The sequence below is a fragment of the Devosia salina genome (genome assembly GCF_019504385.1).
GTDB lineage: Bacteria > Pseudomonadota > Alphaproteobacteria > Rhizobiales > Devosiaceae > Devosia > Devosia salina.
The window spans coordinates 3,709,612-3,727,026 of sequence record NZ_CP080590.1; the positions used below are offsets into that span (position 1 = coordinate 3,709,612).

General features: G+C 65.1%; 10 protein-coding genes. All 10 read right to left on the reverse strand.

The window, feature by feature from the left end; genetic code table 11:
- Positions 1–131 precede the first annotated feature (131 nt).
- Complete coding sequence (locus tag K1X15_RS18235; protein WP_240549556.1) at positions 132–2,537, reverse strand: methyl-accepting chemotaxis protein; 2,406 nt, start codon at positions 2,535–2,537, stop codon at positions 132–134.
- Positions 2,538–2,930: 393 nt separating this feature from the next.
- Positions 2,931–4,967: a methyl-accepting chemotaxis protein gene (locus tag K1X15_RS18240; RefSeq protein ID WP_220304996.1), complete on the reverse strand. Its 2,037-nt coding sequence runs from the start codon at positions 4,965–4,967 to the stop codon at positions 2,931–2,933.
- Positions 4,968–5,277: 310 nt separating this feature from the next.
- Complete coding sequence (locus K1X15_RS18245) at positions 5,278–7,362, reverse strand: methyl-accepting chemotaxis protein (protein ID WP_240549557.1); 2,085 nt, start codon at positions 7,360–7,362, stop codon at positions 5,278–5,280.
- Positions 7,363–7,577: 215 nt separating this feature from the next.
- On the reverse strand, positions 7,578–9,653 hold the full coding sequence (locus K1X15_RS18250; protein WP_240549558.1) for a methyl-accepting chemotaxis protein: 2,076 nt from the start codon (positions 9,651–9,653) through the stop codon (positions 7,578–7,580).
- A gap of 138 nt (positions 9,654–9,791) precedes the next feature.
- Positions 9,792–12,326, reverse strand: coding sequence for a methyl-accepting chemotaxis protein (locus tag K1X15_RS21340; protein WP_240549559.1), 2,535 nt, complete (start codon positions 12,324–12,326; stop codon positions 9,792–9,794).
- A gap of 263 nt (positions 12,327–12,589) precedes the next feature.
- Complete coding sequence (locus K1X15_RS18260; protein WP_104892861.1) at positions 12,590–12,979, reverse strand: response regulator; 390 nt, start codon at positions 12,977–12,979, stop codon at positions 12,590–12,592.
- Positions 12,980–13,093: 114 nt separating this feature from the next.
- Entirely contained in the window at positions 13,094–14,155 is a 1,062-nt protein-coding gene (locus tag K1X15_RS18265) for a protein-glutamate methylesterase/protein-glutamine glutaminase (protein ID WP_220304997.1), read from the reverse strand.
- Complete coding sequence (locus K1X15_RS18270) at positions 14,152–14,991, reverse strand: CheR family methyltransferase (protein ID WP_220304998.1); 840 nt, start codon at positions 14,989–14,991, stop codon at positions 14,152–14,154. The genes K1X15_RS18265 and K1X15_RS18270 overlap by 4 nt, the downstream gene beginning before the upstream one ends.
- 34 nt (positions 14,992–15,025) lie before the next feature.
- The gene (locus K1X15_RS18275) at positions 15,026–16,516 is read right to left on the reverse strand and encodes a methyl-accepting chemotaxis protein (protein WP_240549560.1); all 1,491 of its coding nucleotides are present in this window, start codon (positions 16,514–16,516) and stop codon (positions 15,026–15,028) included.
- A 151-nt stretch (positions 16,517–16,667) separates the two neighbouring features.
- A complete protein-coding gene (locus tag K1X15_RS18280; protein ID WP_220305000.1) occupies positions 16,668–17,258 on the reverse strand; it encodes a chemotaxis protein CheD in 591 nt (196 codons plus the stop codon).
- Positions 17,259–17,415: the final 157 nt, after the last annotated feature.

Genomic DNA, 17,415 nt, shown 5'->3' on the forward strand with positions numbered 1-17,415 from the left:
CGGAAAACACATACGGACATTTCCGTATATCAAGAAACCATTCGCCGCGCATCGCAGCAAAAACCGCTTGATGCCTGACCTGCCGGCGTCAGAATGGCCGCCGGCAGGCGAACTTGCTGCAATCCGAAGCGCTAGAACTCGTTCCAGTCGGCCGAGATGGCGGCATTGCCCTGGCTGAGATAGGCCGTGGCGGCCTGCCGCACTTTCTGTGCCGGCCGGGGCGCCGCTGCGGGCCGCGACCTTTCCATTGTCTCCTGGGCGTCGCCGCTCCCGGTTCGGAACACGGCCACGATCTTGTCGAGTTCGCTGGCCTGGGCCTCGGTCTGCTCGATCGCGGCATTGGTCTGTTCCACCAGCGCCGCATTGTGCTGGGTCATCTCGTCCATCTGCCGCACCGCGACCGTCACCTCTTCGATGGCGGAGGCCTGTTCGCGGCTGTCGCGGGCAATGCCTTCCATCAGGCTCGAATTGGACTTGGCCGCCTCGAGCATGGCCTCGAGCTTGGCGGCCGCCTCGGCCACCAGCCTTGTGCCCGCACCCACCTCGCCCGCGCTGGTCTCGATCAGCGCCTTGACCTCTGCCGAAGCGCTGGCCGCGCTCTGCGCCAGCCGCCGCACTTCCACCGCAACGACGGCAAAGCCCTTGCCGGCATCCCCGGCCCGTGCCGCCTCCACCGACGCGTTGAGCGCCAGGAGGTTGGTCTGGAAGGCGATGTCGTCGATCAGCCCGATGATATTGGAAATCTTGGACGAGGAACTGGTGATCCGCTCCATGGCCTCGGTGGCCTTGCCCATGACCACGCCGCCATCCTCGGCCGTGTTGCTCACACTCTGGGCAATGGCATTGGCGTCCCGCGCCCGGTCGGCATTCTGCAGCACCGTGGTGGCCAGCTGCTCCATGGCCGCCGAGGTCTCCTCGATGGTTGCCGCCTGCTTGGTGGTGCGTTCGGAAAGGTCGTTTGTGCCTTCGAGGATTTCGCCGGTTGCGGTCTTGAGCGCCCGCGAGGTGGTCTTGAGTCCGTTGACCACCTCCGAGAGCGTTTCGGCCACGGTGTTGGTGCTGTTCTGCAGCATGGCGAAGGCGCCCTTGTAATCGCCCTCCATGCGCAGCGTCAGGTCGGTTCGCGCCAGCGCCTCGAGCACCTTGCCGGTCTCGCTGATCCCCTGATCGACCGTTTCGACCAGGGCATTGACCGAGCCGGCCAGGCTGTTGAGCTCGGCATCGGGGAAGGTCGCATCGACCCGCTTGGAGAAATCGCCCGAGACGGCCGCATCGACCACCTCGCCAAAGGCGAGCTGCAGCTCGCTCATCATGGCCTGGCGCGCCTGCTGGTCGGCGATGATCCGGGCGGCCTCTGCCTCGGTCATCTGGCTGATCCGCAGGCCATTCTCGCGGAACACCTCCACCGCCCGCGCCATGCCGCCGATTTCGTCCTTCTGTCCGCGATGCGGCACCTCGACATCATAGGTCCCCTGCGCCAGCGCGCCCATCAGATCGGTCATGCGACGGATCGGCTTGGCAATGACGCCTGCGCCGAACCAGACCAGGACCAGGATACCGGCCAGCAGGATTCCAGCGGCCACCAGCGCCATGTTGCGCATGGCATCGACGCCGGCATAGATGGTTGCCGCCGGAACCGTCATGATCATGGTCCACTGGTCGGCCACGCCGGCGAATTTGAGCGGCGTGGTGACCACGAACGTATTCACGCCCGTCTCGTTGACATAGGTCATGCCCTTGCCCATGAGCTCGGTATCGAGCAGAGCGCCGGAAATCTCCGGGGCCAGCTTCTGCCCGACAAGGGCCGGATCGGGATTGGCAATCCAGGTGTCGGCATTGCTCACCAGCAGCACCGAGCCGACATCGAAGGGCTTGAGCTGGCCGATAACCCCGGCAATGGTGTCCAGCGTCAGGTCCGAGGTAACGATGCCGGCCGGCTTGCCATTCTTGTGAACCACCGCGCTGATGGTCGTCATCAGCACGTCCACGCCATTGATGGGGTAGGTATAGGGCGGGGTCAGGATGGTGCGGTCTTCCCGCAACGGCATGTCATACCACCCCTCCGTCCCGGCTTCAGGCGACATGTCGAGCTGTTCGACCGAGACCTTGCCATCGGCTTGGGTGAAATAGGGCACCATGCGGCCGGTCGCGTCGGAATAGGCGTGGCCGGTGAACATCTCATCCAGGCCATCCACCGCATTGGGTTCGAATGCTGCGGTCATGCCCACCACCGAGGGGCGGGACAGCAGGGCGCGGGTCACCACTTCGCCGATCTCGTCGCGGTCGGCCGCGCCGGCGATCAGCGCCTCGATCACGGCACTCGTGGTCTGGGTATGGGTGATGACATTGCCCATCTGCCCCACGGCCAGCTGGCTGTACTGGCCCAGAAGGGCGCGAGCCCGCTCCTGGGCTTCGCTGCCGGCTGTCTGATACATCAGGTACAGCCCGCCCGCGATCAGGCCACCGGTAGCCAGGAGGAAAAGGACCCCGGCTCCCAGGACCAGTTTGAGTTGGATGGACAGATCGCTCAATTTCATCGTGACTGACGCTCCACGGTGCCGCCCCTTCTGGAGCGGCAATTGCCAACGCATGTGCCGCATGCGCAAACGGCCGCCCGTCGAGGCGGTAATCTGAAGACGGACGGGAATGGACGCCCGTCGAGACCAGCCGGCACACCACCGGCGATCATCTAGTCGAGTTCTGCGTCCAGGAGGAAATTACCGCGGCGGCTGTTAAGCGCGGGTAAAGCACCAGCGATTTCGTGATCGAAATTGCGATAGGGGCGCTTGACGCCCCGGGCACGTAGCGGGCCCGGCCGCAAGACGAATGCCGGGCCTTCCGGCCTGTCTCGCCCGCGCACCCATTGAGGGCCAAAAACGACTGCGGCCCCCAAGAGCGGGCCGCAGCAAATCATGGGCGTCGGTTGGGTCTCAGAATTCGTCCCAATCGGCCGACACAGCGGCATTGCCCTGCGTGAGATAGGCCCTGGCGGCCTTTGGCGCGGCTTTTGACACCGGGGCGGGAGCATGGCCCCGCGCGGCCGGCGCCGCATGCTGGTCGCCGCTGGCGGGGTCGATGGCAAAGATCTCCACAATGCGATCGAGCTCGGTGGCCTGGGCCTCGGTCTGCTCGATGGCGGCATTGGTTTCTTCCACCAGAGCCGCATTGTGCTGGGTCATCTCGTCCATGGTGCGGACGGCCGAGGTGACTTCCTCGATCGAGGTTGCCTGTTCGGCGCTGTCGCGGGCAATCGCTTCGAGCGACTGGGTGTTCTCGCGGATCGCCTCGAGCATGCTGGCCAGCTTGCCGGCCGCTTCGCCCACCAGCTTGGACCCGGTGGTCACCTCCACGCTCGACTGCTCGATCAGTGCCTTGACGTCCGAGGACGCGCTGGCCGCGCTCTGGGCCAGGCGCCGCACTTCCACGGCCACCACGGCAAAGCCCTTGCCGGCATCCCCGGCGCGCGCCGCTTCCACGGAGGCGTTGAGGGCCAGAAGATTGGTCTGGAAGGCGATATCGTCGATCATGCCGATGATGTTGGAGATCTTGGCCGAGGATGCGGTGATCCGCTCCATGGCCTCGTTGGCCGCATCCATCACCTTGCCACCCTCTTCGGCCGTCTGGGTCACCCTGGAGGCGCTGGCGCTGGCATTCTTGGCGCGTTCGGCATTGGACAGCACGGTAGAAGCAAGTTGCTCCATGGCGGCCGAGGTTTCCTCAATGGTCGCTGCCTGCTTGGTGGTGCGTTCGCTCAGGTCGTTGGCACCGGACAGGATTTCCCCCGTCGCGGTCTTGAGCGAGCCCGACGTGCGGCGCAGCTGCTGCACCACTTCGGTCAGCTTCTCGCCCACCGAATTGATGTCGGTCTTGAGCTTGGCGAACGCCCCCTCATATTCGCCGGTCATGCGGCGCGTGAGGTCCGTGTCGGCCATGGCGCCAAGCACCTCGCCCACTTCGGCGACACTGCGGTCGAAGGTCTCGACCAGATTGTTGACGCTGCCCGCCAGGCTGTTGAGCTCGGCATCGGGGAACTGGGCATGCACGCGCTTGGTGAAGTCGCCCGACACTGCGGCATCGACCACTTCGCCGAAGGCGGCCTGCAGCTCGGTCATCATCAGGCGGCGCTTTTCCTCGTCCGCCACGATGCGGGCGGCTTCCGCCTCGGTCATCTGGCTGACGCGCAACCCGTTCTCGCGGAACACTTCCACGGCCCGGGCCATGGCCCCCACTTCATTGCCCATTTCGGTGAACGGGACATCGACGTCGTAATTGCCCTGCGCCACCACATCCATCGTCGCGGCAAGCTTGGGAATGGGCCGGGTGATCAGGCGCGAGGCGAGGAAGCCGAGCAGGCCGAAGCCGATAACCGCCGCGCCCCCCACCAGGGCGATCAGGTTCAGGACACTATTGGCAGCAGCCTCGACATTGGCCATCGGCGTGCCGACGAAAATGGCGCCCATAACCTCGCCGCTGGTCTTCTGGATCGGCTGCAGCGCGGTCTTGTAGGCGGTGCCGCCGATCGTGATCTGGCCCAACACCATTTCGCCCGCCATAAGCCGGGTCACCGCATCGCTGTCGGCTGGCAGGATGCCCCCCGTATCGCGGGTCCCATCTGGTAGCTCAATGCTGGTAGTCTTGGCCACCATGTCGCCGGTGGCCGTGTCGATCACATAGATGGCTGCGTCCTGGCGGGTCACCCGCGTCACCGAATCGATGACTTCCGTGTCGTAGAAGGGAGGAATGGCCCAGCTCTGGAACGTGGCGATCTCACCTTCCTCGGTCCAGGTCAGCACCGAACCGGAAATGCGGCGCTCCAGAATCGTGGCGGCAACGCCAAGATTTGTCTGCTGCTGCACTTCGCCATCCGCAATGGCCTGGCTGTGAAGGCTCATATAGATGGCCGCCGATACGGCACCAATCGATCCGATGATCGACAGCATGACAAGCACCAGGATGGTGGTGGTCATGCGCACATTTCCCAAAAGGCGCGCAATCTGTTTCATAGCGTCTTCTCCCCCATACGGCACCGGCAATGGCCTTGGGGAGGCATCCCCGGAACCGGCTCAATGGGACAAGACGCTATGGGAAACTATTTACCGAAAACTGTACGGATTTTTCCGCAATCGATTTCGACAGTCACTTTGTGACATTTCTGCCCAAAAAATCGCCCTGAAGCCCGCAAATTTCGCCGACCCGGCCGATTCTGGGCATGGGGGAGGGCTTTGGCCTCGGCGCAGGGGGACGTCTGCGCCAATGATTCTATCTGCCCTGCCCTCTTCAGAATTCGCTCCAGTCGGTGGCCAGCGCCGCATTGCCTTGCACCCGGTGGACACCGGCGGCGGCCGGCAACCGCCCCCGGGCCTCCGCAGGCGCGCGCCTGGCCTGCCCAACCGGCACCAGCGCCGGCGCAGCCGGAGAGGTCACGGTGAACACATCGACAATGCTGTCGAGCTGCGTCGCCTGGGCCTCGGTCTGCTCGATGGCCGCGTTCATCTCTTCCACCAGCGCCGCATTGTGCTGGGTCATCTCGTCCATGGTGCGCACCGCAGTATTGACCTCGTCGATCGAGGCGGCCTGCTCCCGGCTCTCTTGGGCGATCGAATGCATCAGGTCGTTGGAGGTACGGGCGGCCTCGAGGATCGCGGTCAGTTTCTCCGCCGCGTCGGCTACCAGGCGCGAGCCGCCCCTGACCTCGGTGGCGCTCTGCTCGATCAGGGTCTTGACGTCGGCAGAGGCCTGCGCCGCCGATTGCGCCAGCCGCCGCACTTCCACGGCCACCACCGCAAAGCCCTTGCCCGCCTCGCCGGCCCGCGCGGCCTCGACCGACGCATTAAGCGCCAGAAGATTGGTCTGGAAGGCGATATCGTCGATCAGCCCGATAATATTGGAGATCTTGCCCGAGGAGGTGGTGATCCGCTCCATGGCGTCGGTGGCATTGGCCATGACCTGGCCGCCATCCTCGGCCGTGCGGGTCACCAGGGCAGCGCTGGCACTGGCCTCCTGCGCCCGCCCGGCATTGGTGAGCACGGTCGAGGCCAGTTGCTCCATGGTCGCCGAGGTTTCCTCGATGGTCGCCGCCTGTCGCGTGGTGCGCTCGGAGAGATCGTTGGCGCCCGAGAGGATTTCGCTGGTGGCGGTCTTGAGCGTGCCCGAAGTCTGGCGCAATTGGCCAACCACTTCACCGAGCTTGTCGGCCACCGCATTGGCGTCGTCCTTGAGGCGGGCCAGCGCCCCCTCATAGTCGCCCTCCATGCGCTGCGTAAGGTCCGTATTGGCCAGCGCGTTGAGCACCGAACCCACCTCCGTCACGCCGCGATCGACGGTCGCCACCAGATTGTTGACGCTTGCCGCCAGCCCATTGAGCTCGGCATCGGGAAATTGCGTCGTCACGCGCTTGCTGAAGTCGCCGGCCACGGCCGCGTCGACCACCACGCCGAAGGCGCCCTGCAACTCGGCCATCATCTGCCGGCGGTGTTCCTCATCGGCCACGATGCGCGCCGCTTCCGCTTCGGTCATCTCGCTGACCCGCAGGCCGTTTTCGCGGAACACCTCCACGGCCCGGGCCATGCCGCCGACCTCATTGCCGAGATCGCGATAAGGCACTTCGGTCTCATAGGCTCCCTCGGCAATAGCGCCCATGGCCGTCGCGATGCGCGGGATCGGCCTGGTGATGACTAGGCTGACGACATAGCCCAGCGCCGCCAGCACCAGGGTCGTCCCCAGCGCGATCACCAGCAGGAACCCCATCATCTGGCTGACCGAGGCCGCGACCGCTGCCACCGGTTCGCCGACGAACAGCGCGCCGGCCAGCGCCCCGTCCTCGCGATTGACCGGGAAATAGGCCGAATAATAGCGGCGCCCCGCCAGTTCCTCCTCGCCGAACCAGCCCTGGCCGGCACCGAGGGCGGCCATGACCGGACCCGCCGCGTCGATGACGGAGCCCTTGAGGCTCTCCCCGTCATCGCTCGCAAGCGTCGTCGTATTGTTGACCAGGAGGCCGCTATCCTTGTCGGTGATATAGATGGCGGTCTCGGCCCCGATCACACGCGAAATGCCGTCGACCAGTTCGGTATCGAAGAACGGCAGCAGCGCCCAGCCGGTCACCTGGCTCATGGCGCCGTCCTCGGTCCAGTGGACCACCGTGCCGCCCTTGTTGTTGGTCGCCGCGGCAAAGATCGTCGCCGCCGTCTTGAGATTGGTCTCCTGCCGGTCCCGCCCCTGCTGCATCATGGTGCTCGAGAAGCTGAGATAGATGGCCACTGCCACCACCCCGATCGAGACCACGATGGCGGCCATGACCAGGCCCGAGATCTGCAGCCTCAGGCTCAGACGACCAAACAGCTTACCCACGAAACCAGACATCCCTGCCCCCAGCGATTGCACCCGGGAGCAAGAATATGGCCCTCAAATTTAATCAAATATTACAATAACTTAGTGTGGACTCATTTTCATTTGCCATTGCCCGGGCTGTAAAATCTGGCCCTGCAGGGCCTCTTTGGGACCCCAATTTTCACCGAAGCACGCCCCTCAGCGAAAACCCGGCTCTCCCTGGCATGCCCGTCCCGGCCTCGGCGGGGCTAGAATTCGCTCCAATCGGTCGCGACCGCGGCATTGCCCTGGCTCAGATAGGCACGCGCCGCCGGCTTGATTCTCTCGGCCCTGCCGGCGACCGGCTGCCGGGCCCGCTCGGGTGCCTCGACAGGCTTGGGCGCCTCGTCCCGCCCGGCGATCCGGAAGACCTCGACAATGCCGTCGAGCTGCGTCGCCTGGGCTTCGGTCTGCTCTATGGCCGCGTTCATCTCTTCCACCAGCGCCGCATTGTGTTGGGTCATCTCGTCCATGGTGCGCACGGCGGTGTTGACCTCCTCGATGGACGAAGCCTGTTCGCGGCTGTCCGCGGCGATGGAGTGCATCAACGCATTGGAGGCCCGGGCCGCCTCCAATATGGCGCCCAGCTTGGTGGCCGCATCCGCCACAAGGCGCGAACCGCCCTTGACCTCGGCGGCGCTCTGCTCGATCAGCACCTTCACATCGGCCGAGGCCTGTGCGGCCGACTGCGCCAGCCGCCGCACTTCCACCGCCACCACGGCAAAGCCCTTGCCCGCTTCCCCGGCGCGCGCCGCTTCCACTGAGGCGTTGAGGGCCAGGAGATTGGTCTGGAAGGCAATATCGTCGATCAGCCCGATAATGTTGGAGATCTTGCCCGAGGAAGTGGTGATCTTCTCCATCGCGCCGGTGGCCGCATCCATCACCTGGCCACCCTCCTCGGCGGTCCGCGTCACCAGTCCGGCGCTGGCACTGGCCTCCTGCGCGCGTTCGGCATTGGTGAGCACGGTCGCGGCCAATTGTTCCATGGTCGCCGAGGTCTCCTCGATGGTCGCCGCCTGTCGCGTCGTGCGCTCGGAGAGATCGTTGGCGCCCGACAGGATTTCGCTGGTCGCGGTCTTGATCGTGCCCGAGGTCTGGCGCAATTGCCCCACGACATCGCTCAGCCGGTCGGCGACCGCATTGGTGTCGGACTTGAGCTGCGCCAGCGCGCCCTGATACTCGCCCTCCATGCGGCGGGTCAGGTCGGTATCGGCCAGGGCCCCGAGCACGGAGCCGATCTCCGTCACGCCCCGGTCGACCGTGGAGACGAGATTGTTGATGCTGCCCGAAAGTGCATTGAGTTCGGGATCGGGGAATTCCACGGTGACCCGGCGCCCGAAATCGCCGGCAACCGCCGCATCGACCACCACGCCGAATGCATCGCGCAATTCGCTCATCATGCGCTGCCGCTCGTCCTTGTCGGCGATGATCCGCGCCGCCTCGGCCTCGGTCATCTGGCTGACGCGCAGCCCGTTCTCGCGGAAGACCTCCACCGCCCGCGCCATGGCCCCGATCTCGTTGCCACGATCCACAAACGGCACCGCGACCTCGAAATCACCCTGTGCAATGGCATCCATCGTGCCGGCCAGCCGGGGAATGGGCCGCGTCAGCACGCGCGACACCAGCAGACCAAGCGCTCCCATGACCAGCAGCAGCACGCCGCCCATGGCCGCCAGTCCCGGCACCGCCATATTGGCGGCCGCATCGGCCAGGCCCACATCCTTGCCCACCCAGAAGGCACCGATCAGGGTCCCGTCGAGCTTGTGGATCGGATAGGCGGCCGCGTTGAAGGTGCTGCCCTCAAGCGTCATCTCGCCCTGGAACGGGCTGCCCGCCGCCAGCGCCTGGGCAGCCGGGCCGGCGGGATCGAGCACGAAATCGACTTCGCGTTCGCCATCCGGGGTCTCAAAGCTCGTGGATTTGGCGATGAACTGGCTTTCGGCATCCAGCCCGAAGATCGCGGTTTCGCCACCGGTGACCCTTGTCAGCGAATCGACGGCGCCGGTGTCGTAGAAATTGGGGATCGAATAGGTGGTGAAGCTGACAATGCTGCCATCCTCTTCGTTCCAGGTGATCACCGAGCCCGACAGGCGCTTCTCATAGACCGTTGCGGCGGTCTTGAGGTCGGCGCTCTGCTGCGCCACGGCCTGGCCGATGGCCTGGCCGCGCAGGCTGAGATAGGTGCTCACGCTATAGGCGATGACAGTCACGCCTATGCTGGCGACCAGCAGGCCTGCAATGGCCGTGGTCAACCGGATATGCCGCAGCGCCGAAAACAATCTCATGGATCCCCCTCCGTGTCCGGCGCAGGAACCCCCGCCCCGCGCATCGCCAAGCTAGCGCCATTGGCTTAACGCAACTCTAATCTTGTATGGTAGTTACAAGGACAAGCAAAAGGGCGCCCGGGGGCGCCCTTGATGTGGCTAGAACTCGCTCCAGTCGCTGTCGACCGCGGCATTGCCCTTGCTGAGATAGGAGCGGGCGGCGGTGCTGAGCTTGGCCTGCAGCCCGCGTGCACCCTGGGCGATGGCCTGCACCGGCCCGGGATTGGCCGCCTTGGGCTGGGCCTTGGACGCCCCACCGGCCGGCCGCTGTTCGAGCGCGAAAATATCGACGATCTGGTCGAGCTGGCTGGCCTGCGCTTCGGTCTGTTCGATCGAGGCGTTCATTTCCTCCACCAGCGCCGCATTGTGCTGGGTCATCTCGTCCATGGTCCGCACGGCCGTGTTCACTTCGTCGATGGACGACGCCTGTTCGCGGCTTTCGCGGGCGATATTGTTCATCAATTCGCTGGACGAGCGCGCCGAGGCGAGGATTTCCGCGAGCCGGCCGGCCGCATCGGCCACCAGCTTGGAGCCGCCCTTGACCTCGTCGGCACTCTGCTCGATCAGCGCCTTGACGTCGCTGGAGGCCTGGGCCGCCGACTGGGCGAGGCGCCGCACTTCCACGGCCACCACCGCAAAGCCCTTGCCCGCCTCGCCGGCCCGCGCAGCTTCCACCGAAGCATTGAGCGCCAACAGGTTGGTCTGGAAGGCGATGTCGTCGATCAGCCCGATAATGTTGGAGATCTTGGCCGAGGACTGGGTGATGCGTTCCATGGCCTCGGTCGCGCGGCCCATGACCTGCCCGCCTTCTTCGGCGGTATGGGTCACTCCGGTCGCCACGGTGGAGGCTTCTTTGGCGCGTTCGGCATTGGCCAGCACCGTCGAGGCCAGCTGTTCCATGGCCGCCGAAGTTTCCTCGATGGTGGCCGCCTGCTTGGTGGTGCGCTCGGAAAGATCGTTGGCGCCCGAGAGGATTTCCCCGGTGGCGGTCTTGAGCGTCCGCGAGGTGTCACGCAACTGACCCACGATGTCGGTCAGCTTGTCGGCCACCGCATTGGTGTCGGCCTTGAGCCGGGCAAAGGCGCCCTGGTAGTCGCCCTGCATGCGCTGGGTGAGATCGGTATGGGCCAGCGCAGCCAGCACCGAACCGGTCTCGGTGACACCGCGATCCACGGTCTCCACCAGCCCGTTGACGGAACGGGCCAGCGTGTTGAGTTCGTCGTCCGGGAATTCGGCGGTCACGCGCTGGGTGAAATCGCCGGCAATGGCCGCGTCGACCACCTGGCCGAAGGCCCGCTGCAATTCCTGCATCATGGCGGCGCGCTCGGCCTGGCTGGCCACGATGCGCGCAGCCTCCGCCTCGGTCATTTCGTTGACCTTGAGCGCATTCTCGCGGAACACCTCCACGGCGCGGGCCATGGCGCCGATTTCGTCGGCGCGCCTTGCGCCCTTGACCTCGACTTCGAGATCCCCGCTGGCCAGCGCATCCATGGTGCCGGTCAGCCGGCTGATCGGCTTGCTGATCGAGCGGGCAAAGAAGAAGCCGATAACGGCGGCAATGGCCAGCAGCACCCCGCCAATGGCCAGGGTCATGTTGCGCATCTGCACGACGGCCGCATAGGCCTCGTCTTCCGGCTGCACCGCAGCAACGGCCCAGGTGACGTCGCCGACGCTGACCGGCTGTGCGCGCACCACCATCGGGGCGCCGCGATAATCGGTGCTCAGCCCCTCGCCGGTCTCGCCGGCAAAGGCGCCGGCAATGACATTGGAGGTGAGCGTGGTCGTAAGGACGTCGGTCTCCTCGGTGCGCGGGGATTCCGAGCGCAGCAGGCCATCCTGGCCCACCACCACCACCTCGCCGCTCCGTCCCAGGCCCGAAAGCCCGGAAACCCGGGTGCTCATGGCTTCGGGCGAAATGGCCAGCACCATGACACCGGTCTTCTCGTCCTTGTCATAGACGGGCATGGCCATGAAGCTTTCCGCCGTGCCGCTGGGGGCGTAGACGGAAAAATCGACAAAGGCGGCCTCGCCTTCGGCCAGATCCTTGGCCGCGGCAAAGGCCTGCCCCAGCCCGGATGCGGCCGCGGCGCTGTCGGTCACCACATTGGTGGCGAAGTCCGGGTTCTTGGCCACCGAATAGACCACGTCGCCGGCAGCGCTGATCATCAGCACGTCCGAATAATCGCGCTCCAGCCGGAGCGTACGGAAACCCGGGTGATAGCGCTTATGCACCGGGTCATAGCTGGCGCCCATGGCGCCCACGCTGTCCACGGCGGCGCGGTCATCGGGATTGGGATTGTCGGTCACATAGGCGGTCTGCAGCTGAATGGCGGCGCGTTCCTTCAGGCCCATGCGCAGTTCGTCGAGCGCGCGCGTCAGGTTCTTCATCGCCGTCACGGTGTCGGAACGCTGCACGAAGAGCTTGAGGTCCACCTCGGCGCTGGAAAAATAGTCGCTTACCAGCGACGTCGCCGTGGTCAGCGAGGCCTGCATCGACTGGTCGCGCTGTTCCCGCACGGTGCCCAGGCCGATCAGATAGCTGGCAATACCCACGCCCGCGCTCACCACCAGAGCCGAACCCACCAGCGCCAGCGGCAGTTTCTGGGCAATCTTCAACTGCGGAAAGAATTTCATGACTATTCCTCGGTTCCCCCTCGGCGGCTGCTTCCCCCTGCACCCTCCGGTTCCGGGCCGGGCATGGCGCAGACAGCCACTTGACGCCCAACGGCGCCAATTTGTGGAAACGATATAGTGCGGGGATTAATCACTTCTTACGGATAAATGCCGATAGCCCATTTCTTGGGCAAATGCCTAGCAATGCAGCGTTTTTCCGGCCAGAACGCAAAACGCCCCGCCGGGACCCGGCAGGGCGTTCATTGTGCGATTGCGAGCGCTGATCAGGTCAGCGCGCCGATCACCGCCTCGATGCGCTTCTTCATCGTCGAGGCATCGAAGGGCTTGATGATGTAATTGTTGACGCCAAAGGAAATGGCTTCCTTGACCTGTTCCTTGTCCGAACGGCCGGTCGCCATGATGAAGGGCATGGCCTGCGTCCTTGGATGCTTGCGGATGACCTTGAGCAGGGTCAGCCCGTCAATGTCTTCCATGTTCCAGTCGGAGATAATCAGGTCCACATTGGACTTTTCGAGCTTGCCCAAGGCGTCGCGGCCAGACTTGGCCTCGATGATGTCCTTGAAGCCCAACTGCGTCAGAATGTACTTACAGATGCCACGCATCGACTGCTGGTCATCAACGATCAGGACGCTGACAGCGCTCGCTTTTGGCATGGTGGTTCTTACCTCTACGCGCCAAGGGCTCTTCTAGCCCCGTACTTGTTTCAAACTCTATGGGCCAAGCGTTACAAATCTCTCAACCGACACGGCAGGATTGTCGCAACGCTGTCAGGCGGCCGATTTGAGCTTGACCAGGGCATTGGCAAGCTTGGCCGCAATCTGTTCCACGGCCGCCTGTTCCACCACCGCGCCCTCCTCGAAGGCGACGCGCGGCATGCCATAGACCAAGGCCGAAGCCTGGCTCTGCCCCACCGTATAGGCGCCGGCGTCGCGCATGAGCTTGAGGCCCCGCGCACCGTCACGGCCCATGCCGGTCAGGATGGCGCCAACGGCCATCGCGCCCACGGTCTTGGCCACCGACTCGAACAGCACGTCGACGCTCGGCCGATGCCCGCTCTCGAGCCCATCCTGGCTCAGCCGGCACTTGAGCTGGCCCGACGATTTCTCGACCCGCAGGTGGTAATCACCCCGCGCGACATAGGCATGGCCGGGCTGCAGCACCATGCGGTCTTCCGCCTCCACCACCTTGAGCGCGCACAATTCATCGAGCCGGGCGGCAAAGCGCCCAGTAAAACCGGCGGGCATATGCTGGGCAATGACCACGGGCGGGCAGTCGGCCGGCATTTCGCTCAGCACCGCGCGGATCGCTTCCACCCCGCCGGTCGAGGCGCCGATGGCGATCAGCGCGCCCTCGGGCGCGGCTGCGGTCTTGAGCGGTGCCTTGGCGGTCTTGGGCGTATCGGCGCGGCTGGCCGAGCGGCCTCGCACGTCCGATTTCGCCGCCGCCCTGATCTTGTCCCTGAGGCCGGCCCCGAAGGCATCCAGGCCCCCGGCAAATTCAGCGCTCGGCTTGGCCACGAAATCCACCGCGCCCAGTTCGAGCGCCAAAAGGGTTTCGCTGGCGCCCTTCTTGGTCAGCGTCGACACCATCACCACCGGCGTTGGCCTGAGCCGCATCAGCCGCTCGAGGAAAGCCAGCCCGTTCATATTGGGCATTTCGATATCGAGCGTCACCACGTCGGGATCGAGTGCCTTGATCTTTTCGCGCGCGTCGATGGGGTCGGTGGCGGTGCCCACCACGTCGATATCCCCGTCCCGCGTCAGCATGCGGGCCAGCACTTCGCGGATAAGCGCCGAATCGTCGACGACCAGTACCTTGATGCTCATCATGCAGCTCGCTTGCTCAGTTTTTCTTTGGACTGGTAGATGGTCTTGCCCACCAGCCGGAACCCTTCCCCGCCCGACCCCAGGTTTTCCGAGTGGCCGATATAGAGGAAGCCTTCAGGCGCCAGGAGTTTCGAGAAGCGTCCGAACACTTCCCCCTGGGTCGGCTTGTCGAAATAGATAGCGACGTTGCGACAGAAGATTGCATCGAACGGGCCTTTCATCGGCCACGGCCCGATCAGGTTCAGGGGCTTGAACGACACCAGTTCGCGCACCGCGCCAGGCACCCTGATGGTGCCCTCGCCCCGTTCGAAGGGTCGCGCGCGTTCTGCCGAAAGTCCGCTCAATTCGCTTTCCGGATAGACGCCACCGGCCGCCTTGGCGATCACCGCCGTATCGATGTCGGTGGCCAGGATCTTGAAGTCCCAGCGCTTGAGCTCGGGAAAGGCGGCAAGGAGGTCCATGCCGATTGTGTAGGGTTCCTGGCCGGTCGAACAGCCGGCCGACCAGATGCGGAGCCGCGTGCCCCGCGGGCGCTCCGCCATCAGCGTCCCCACATAGGTGCGCAAATGTTCGAAATGGTGGTCTTCGCGATAGAACCGCGTGAGATTGGTGGTCAGCGCGTTGACGAAATCCTGCCCGTCCTGGGCCGAGCCATTGCGCTCGAGATAGTCGACATAGGCATCAAAGCTCGGCAGGCCCAGCGCACGGACGATTTTCGAGAGCCGGGACAGGACCAGGGTCCGCTTGGCATTGCTCAGGGAAATGCCGGCCACGGCATAGACCCGCGCCTTGATCCGCGAAAACTCGCGCTCACTAAGGGAGAATTCCCCCTGTTCCATGCAACCACCCCTTTTTTGCCGGTTTCTTCCGGCTCTAGCTGGCGGCGCGCTGGTCGAAGCCGGTCTCCTGACCCGCCCGCTCAACCAGCGGCCCTGCGGCGGTCCGCACCGCCTCTTGGCGCCGCTCGACCTCCACAATCGGGGCAATATTGGCCGTGCCATTGCTTAGATTGCGTAAATTCTCTTTCAGCGCCGACGTGATTCTTTGCAGCTCGCCTGCTTCGTCGAGGCCGATGCGCGCCTGCGCCCGCCCCTTGTCGGCAATCACCCGGATGTCCTTGGCCGATCGATTGGTCACCTGCGCGAGCTGGCGCACCTCGTCGGCCACCACGGCAAAGCCCGCCCCCTTCTCCCCGGCCCGTGCCGCCTCCACGGCGGCATTGAGCGCCAGAAGGTTGGTGCGGAACGACACATCCTCGATGCCCGCCGTCATCGTGTCGATTTCCTGGGCCATGCGCGCGATCTCGCTGACCAGGGCCCGCGTCCGTCCGGCCGCCTGCTCGACCTGCGCCGCCATGCGGCCCGCCTCGTCGGTCCGGCGCTGCGCATTGGCCAGCTGCGCTTCGAGCCCGGCCATCTTCTCGACCCCGGCCGCCAGCGCCTGGCGCCCGGTCTCCGCGGTCTGTTCGAGTTCGGCCGCCCGCGCCTCGAACTGGGCCAGCAGCGTCTTGACCGAGGCCAGCCTTGTTTCCAGCGCCACCCGCGCCTGGGCTTCGTCGCGCTGCTGCTCGTCGAGGCCGGCAAACAGGTCGATCACCATCTGCGCCTCGTCCGCCAGCGGCAGCGCTGCATCGGTAATCGCCTCGCCGGCCATGACCGACCGCAATTGCGTCACGCCATCATCGAGCGCCTCGAACGCGCGATTGAACCCGCCCAGCGCCGCGCGGGCCGCAACCGCCTCCGCGTCGAAGCGGAACCCGGTCTGCCCCTGCCGCAGCGCCTCGAGCGCCGCCTCGAAATTGTCGTCCTCGATGAAATGGCCGGCCGGCTTGAGTTCCAGCGCATAGCGTCCCGAGGGCAGCGCCCGGCGATGGGCCACCAGCCTTTGCCCCTGGAGCATGACCAGCGCTTCTTCGGGCGCGCCACCCCCGCCTTCGAGATAGCCGGCCCCGAACAGCCCGTCGAGCGTCTCTCCCTCGACCGCCGCCGGTGCCAGGCGCTCCATGCCCTGGCTGGCGGCCAGGATCACCCCATGCTCGTCGATCACGAGGACCGGGGCTTCGAGCGTCCCCAGCGCCGCGCGGAAATGATGGGCCCGTTCCAGGCGCCGGCCCAGCCGGGCCACGATGCCGGCAATCGAGAGCGTTTCGCCGGGCTTGTCGCAGAGACCGGCCGCCTGGGCCACGGCCGCTAGCCGGGCCGCCTCGCGCCGATCGACGACATGTCCGAAGATCAGGCTGCCGGCAATGGCCAGCCCAGCCAGGCTCCCCGCCGCCGCGAACCAGCCCGGCCCCGGCCCCAGGGCCAGCAGCAGCCCGCCGGCCGCCGCGCCAGAAAGCGTCCAGAGCCCGGCCGCGGCCGCCATGAGGCGTAAGCCCCGATGAGGCGGACGCGAATCAACAGTAAAGGCGGCGTGGTCCGGCATGGTCGGACCCTATCCGCATAATGGTTAACCAAGTCTATAAGGGGACCGGGGGCGGTAAGACTTTTGAAAGCACCGCCCGCCCCGGCCGTTTCTAGAACAGTTCGATATCGTCCACCGGTGCCGGCACCACCACGCGGCGACGCGCGATCGCCAGTTCTTCCTGGGCCACATTGGCGCCGGCATCGCTGTCGAGCCGCTTGACGAAGGCCCGGCCCGAATGCGGCTTGAACAGCACGCGGCGGGCAAACGTGCCTCCCAGATCCTCGCTCATGGCGACATAGCCTTCATCGCTGAGGAACTGCCGGACGAATTCGATATTCTTGGCACCCACATCGTCGAGCGCCGAATTGATCTTGCCGCCGCCGAACACCTTGATCTCGAGATTGGCCTTCTTGCCGGTGCCCTGGCTCAACACCTTGTTGATCAATTGCTCCATGGCAAAGGCGCCATAGCGCGCCGAGGCCCCGTAGCGATCCTTGGCCGATCCCGACTGTTCGGCGAGCAGGAAATGGTTCATGCCGCCCACAAGGGCCACCCGGTCCCGCACGCAGGCAGAGATGCACGATCCCAGAACCGTCGAGAACGTGATGTCCGCGGCATTGGAAACGTGGCAGTCGCCCTGATGGACGGTCGTCACCACCCCACGATCGAATTCGGGTGGCAGGGTATTCGAAAGGGCCATTTGGTCGTCATCTACCTCTGCGGGCGAATTGGTTCCGATGGTAGAGGTAAACTCGTTAGCCAATTGCTAACCACGACGGCGGAGTTCGCTGGTCACCATTGATTCAGCAAGGAGAGGTTTAGAAATCGCGCTATAGGGTTGGCAGAACGGGGCTAGG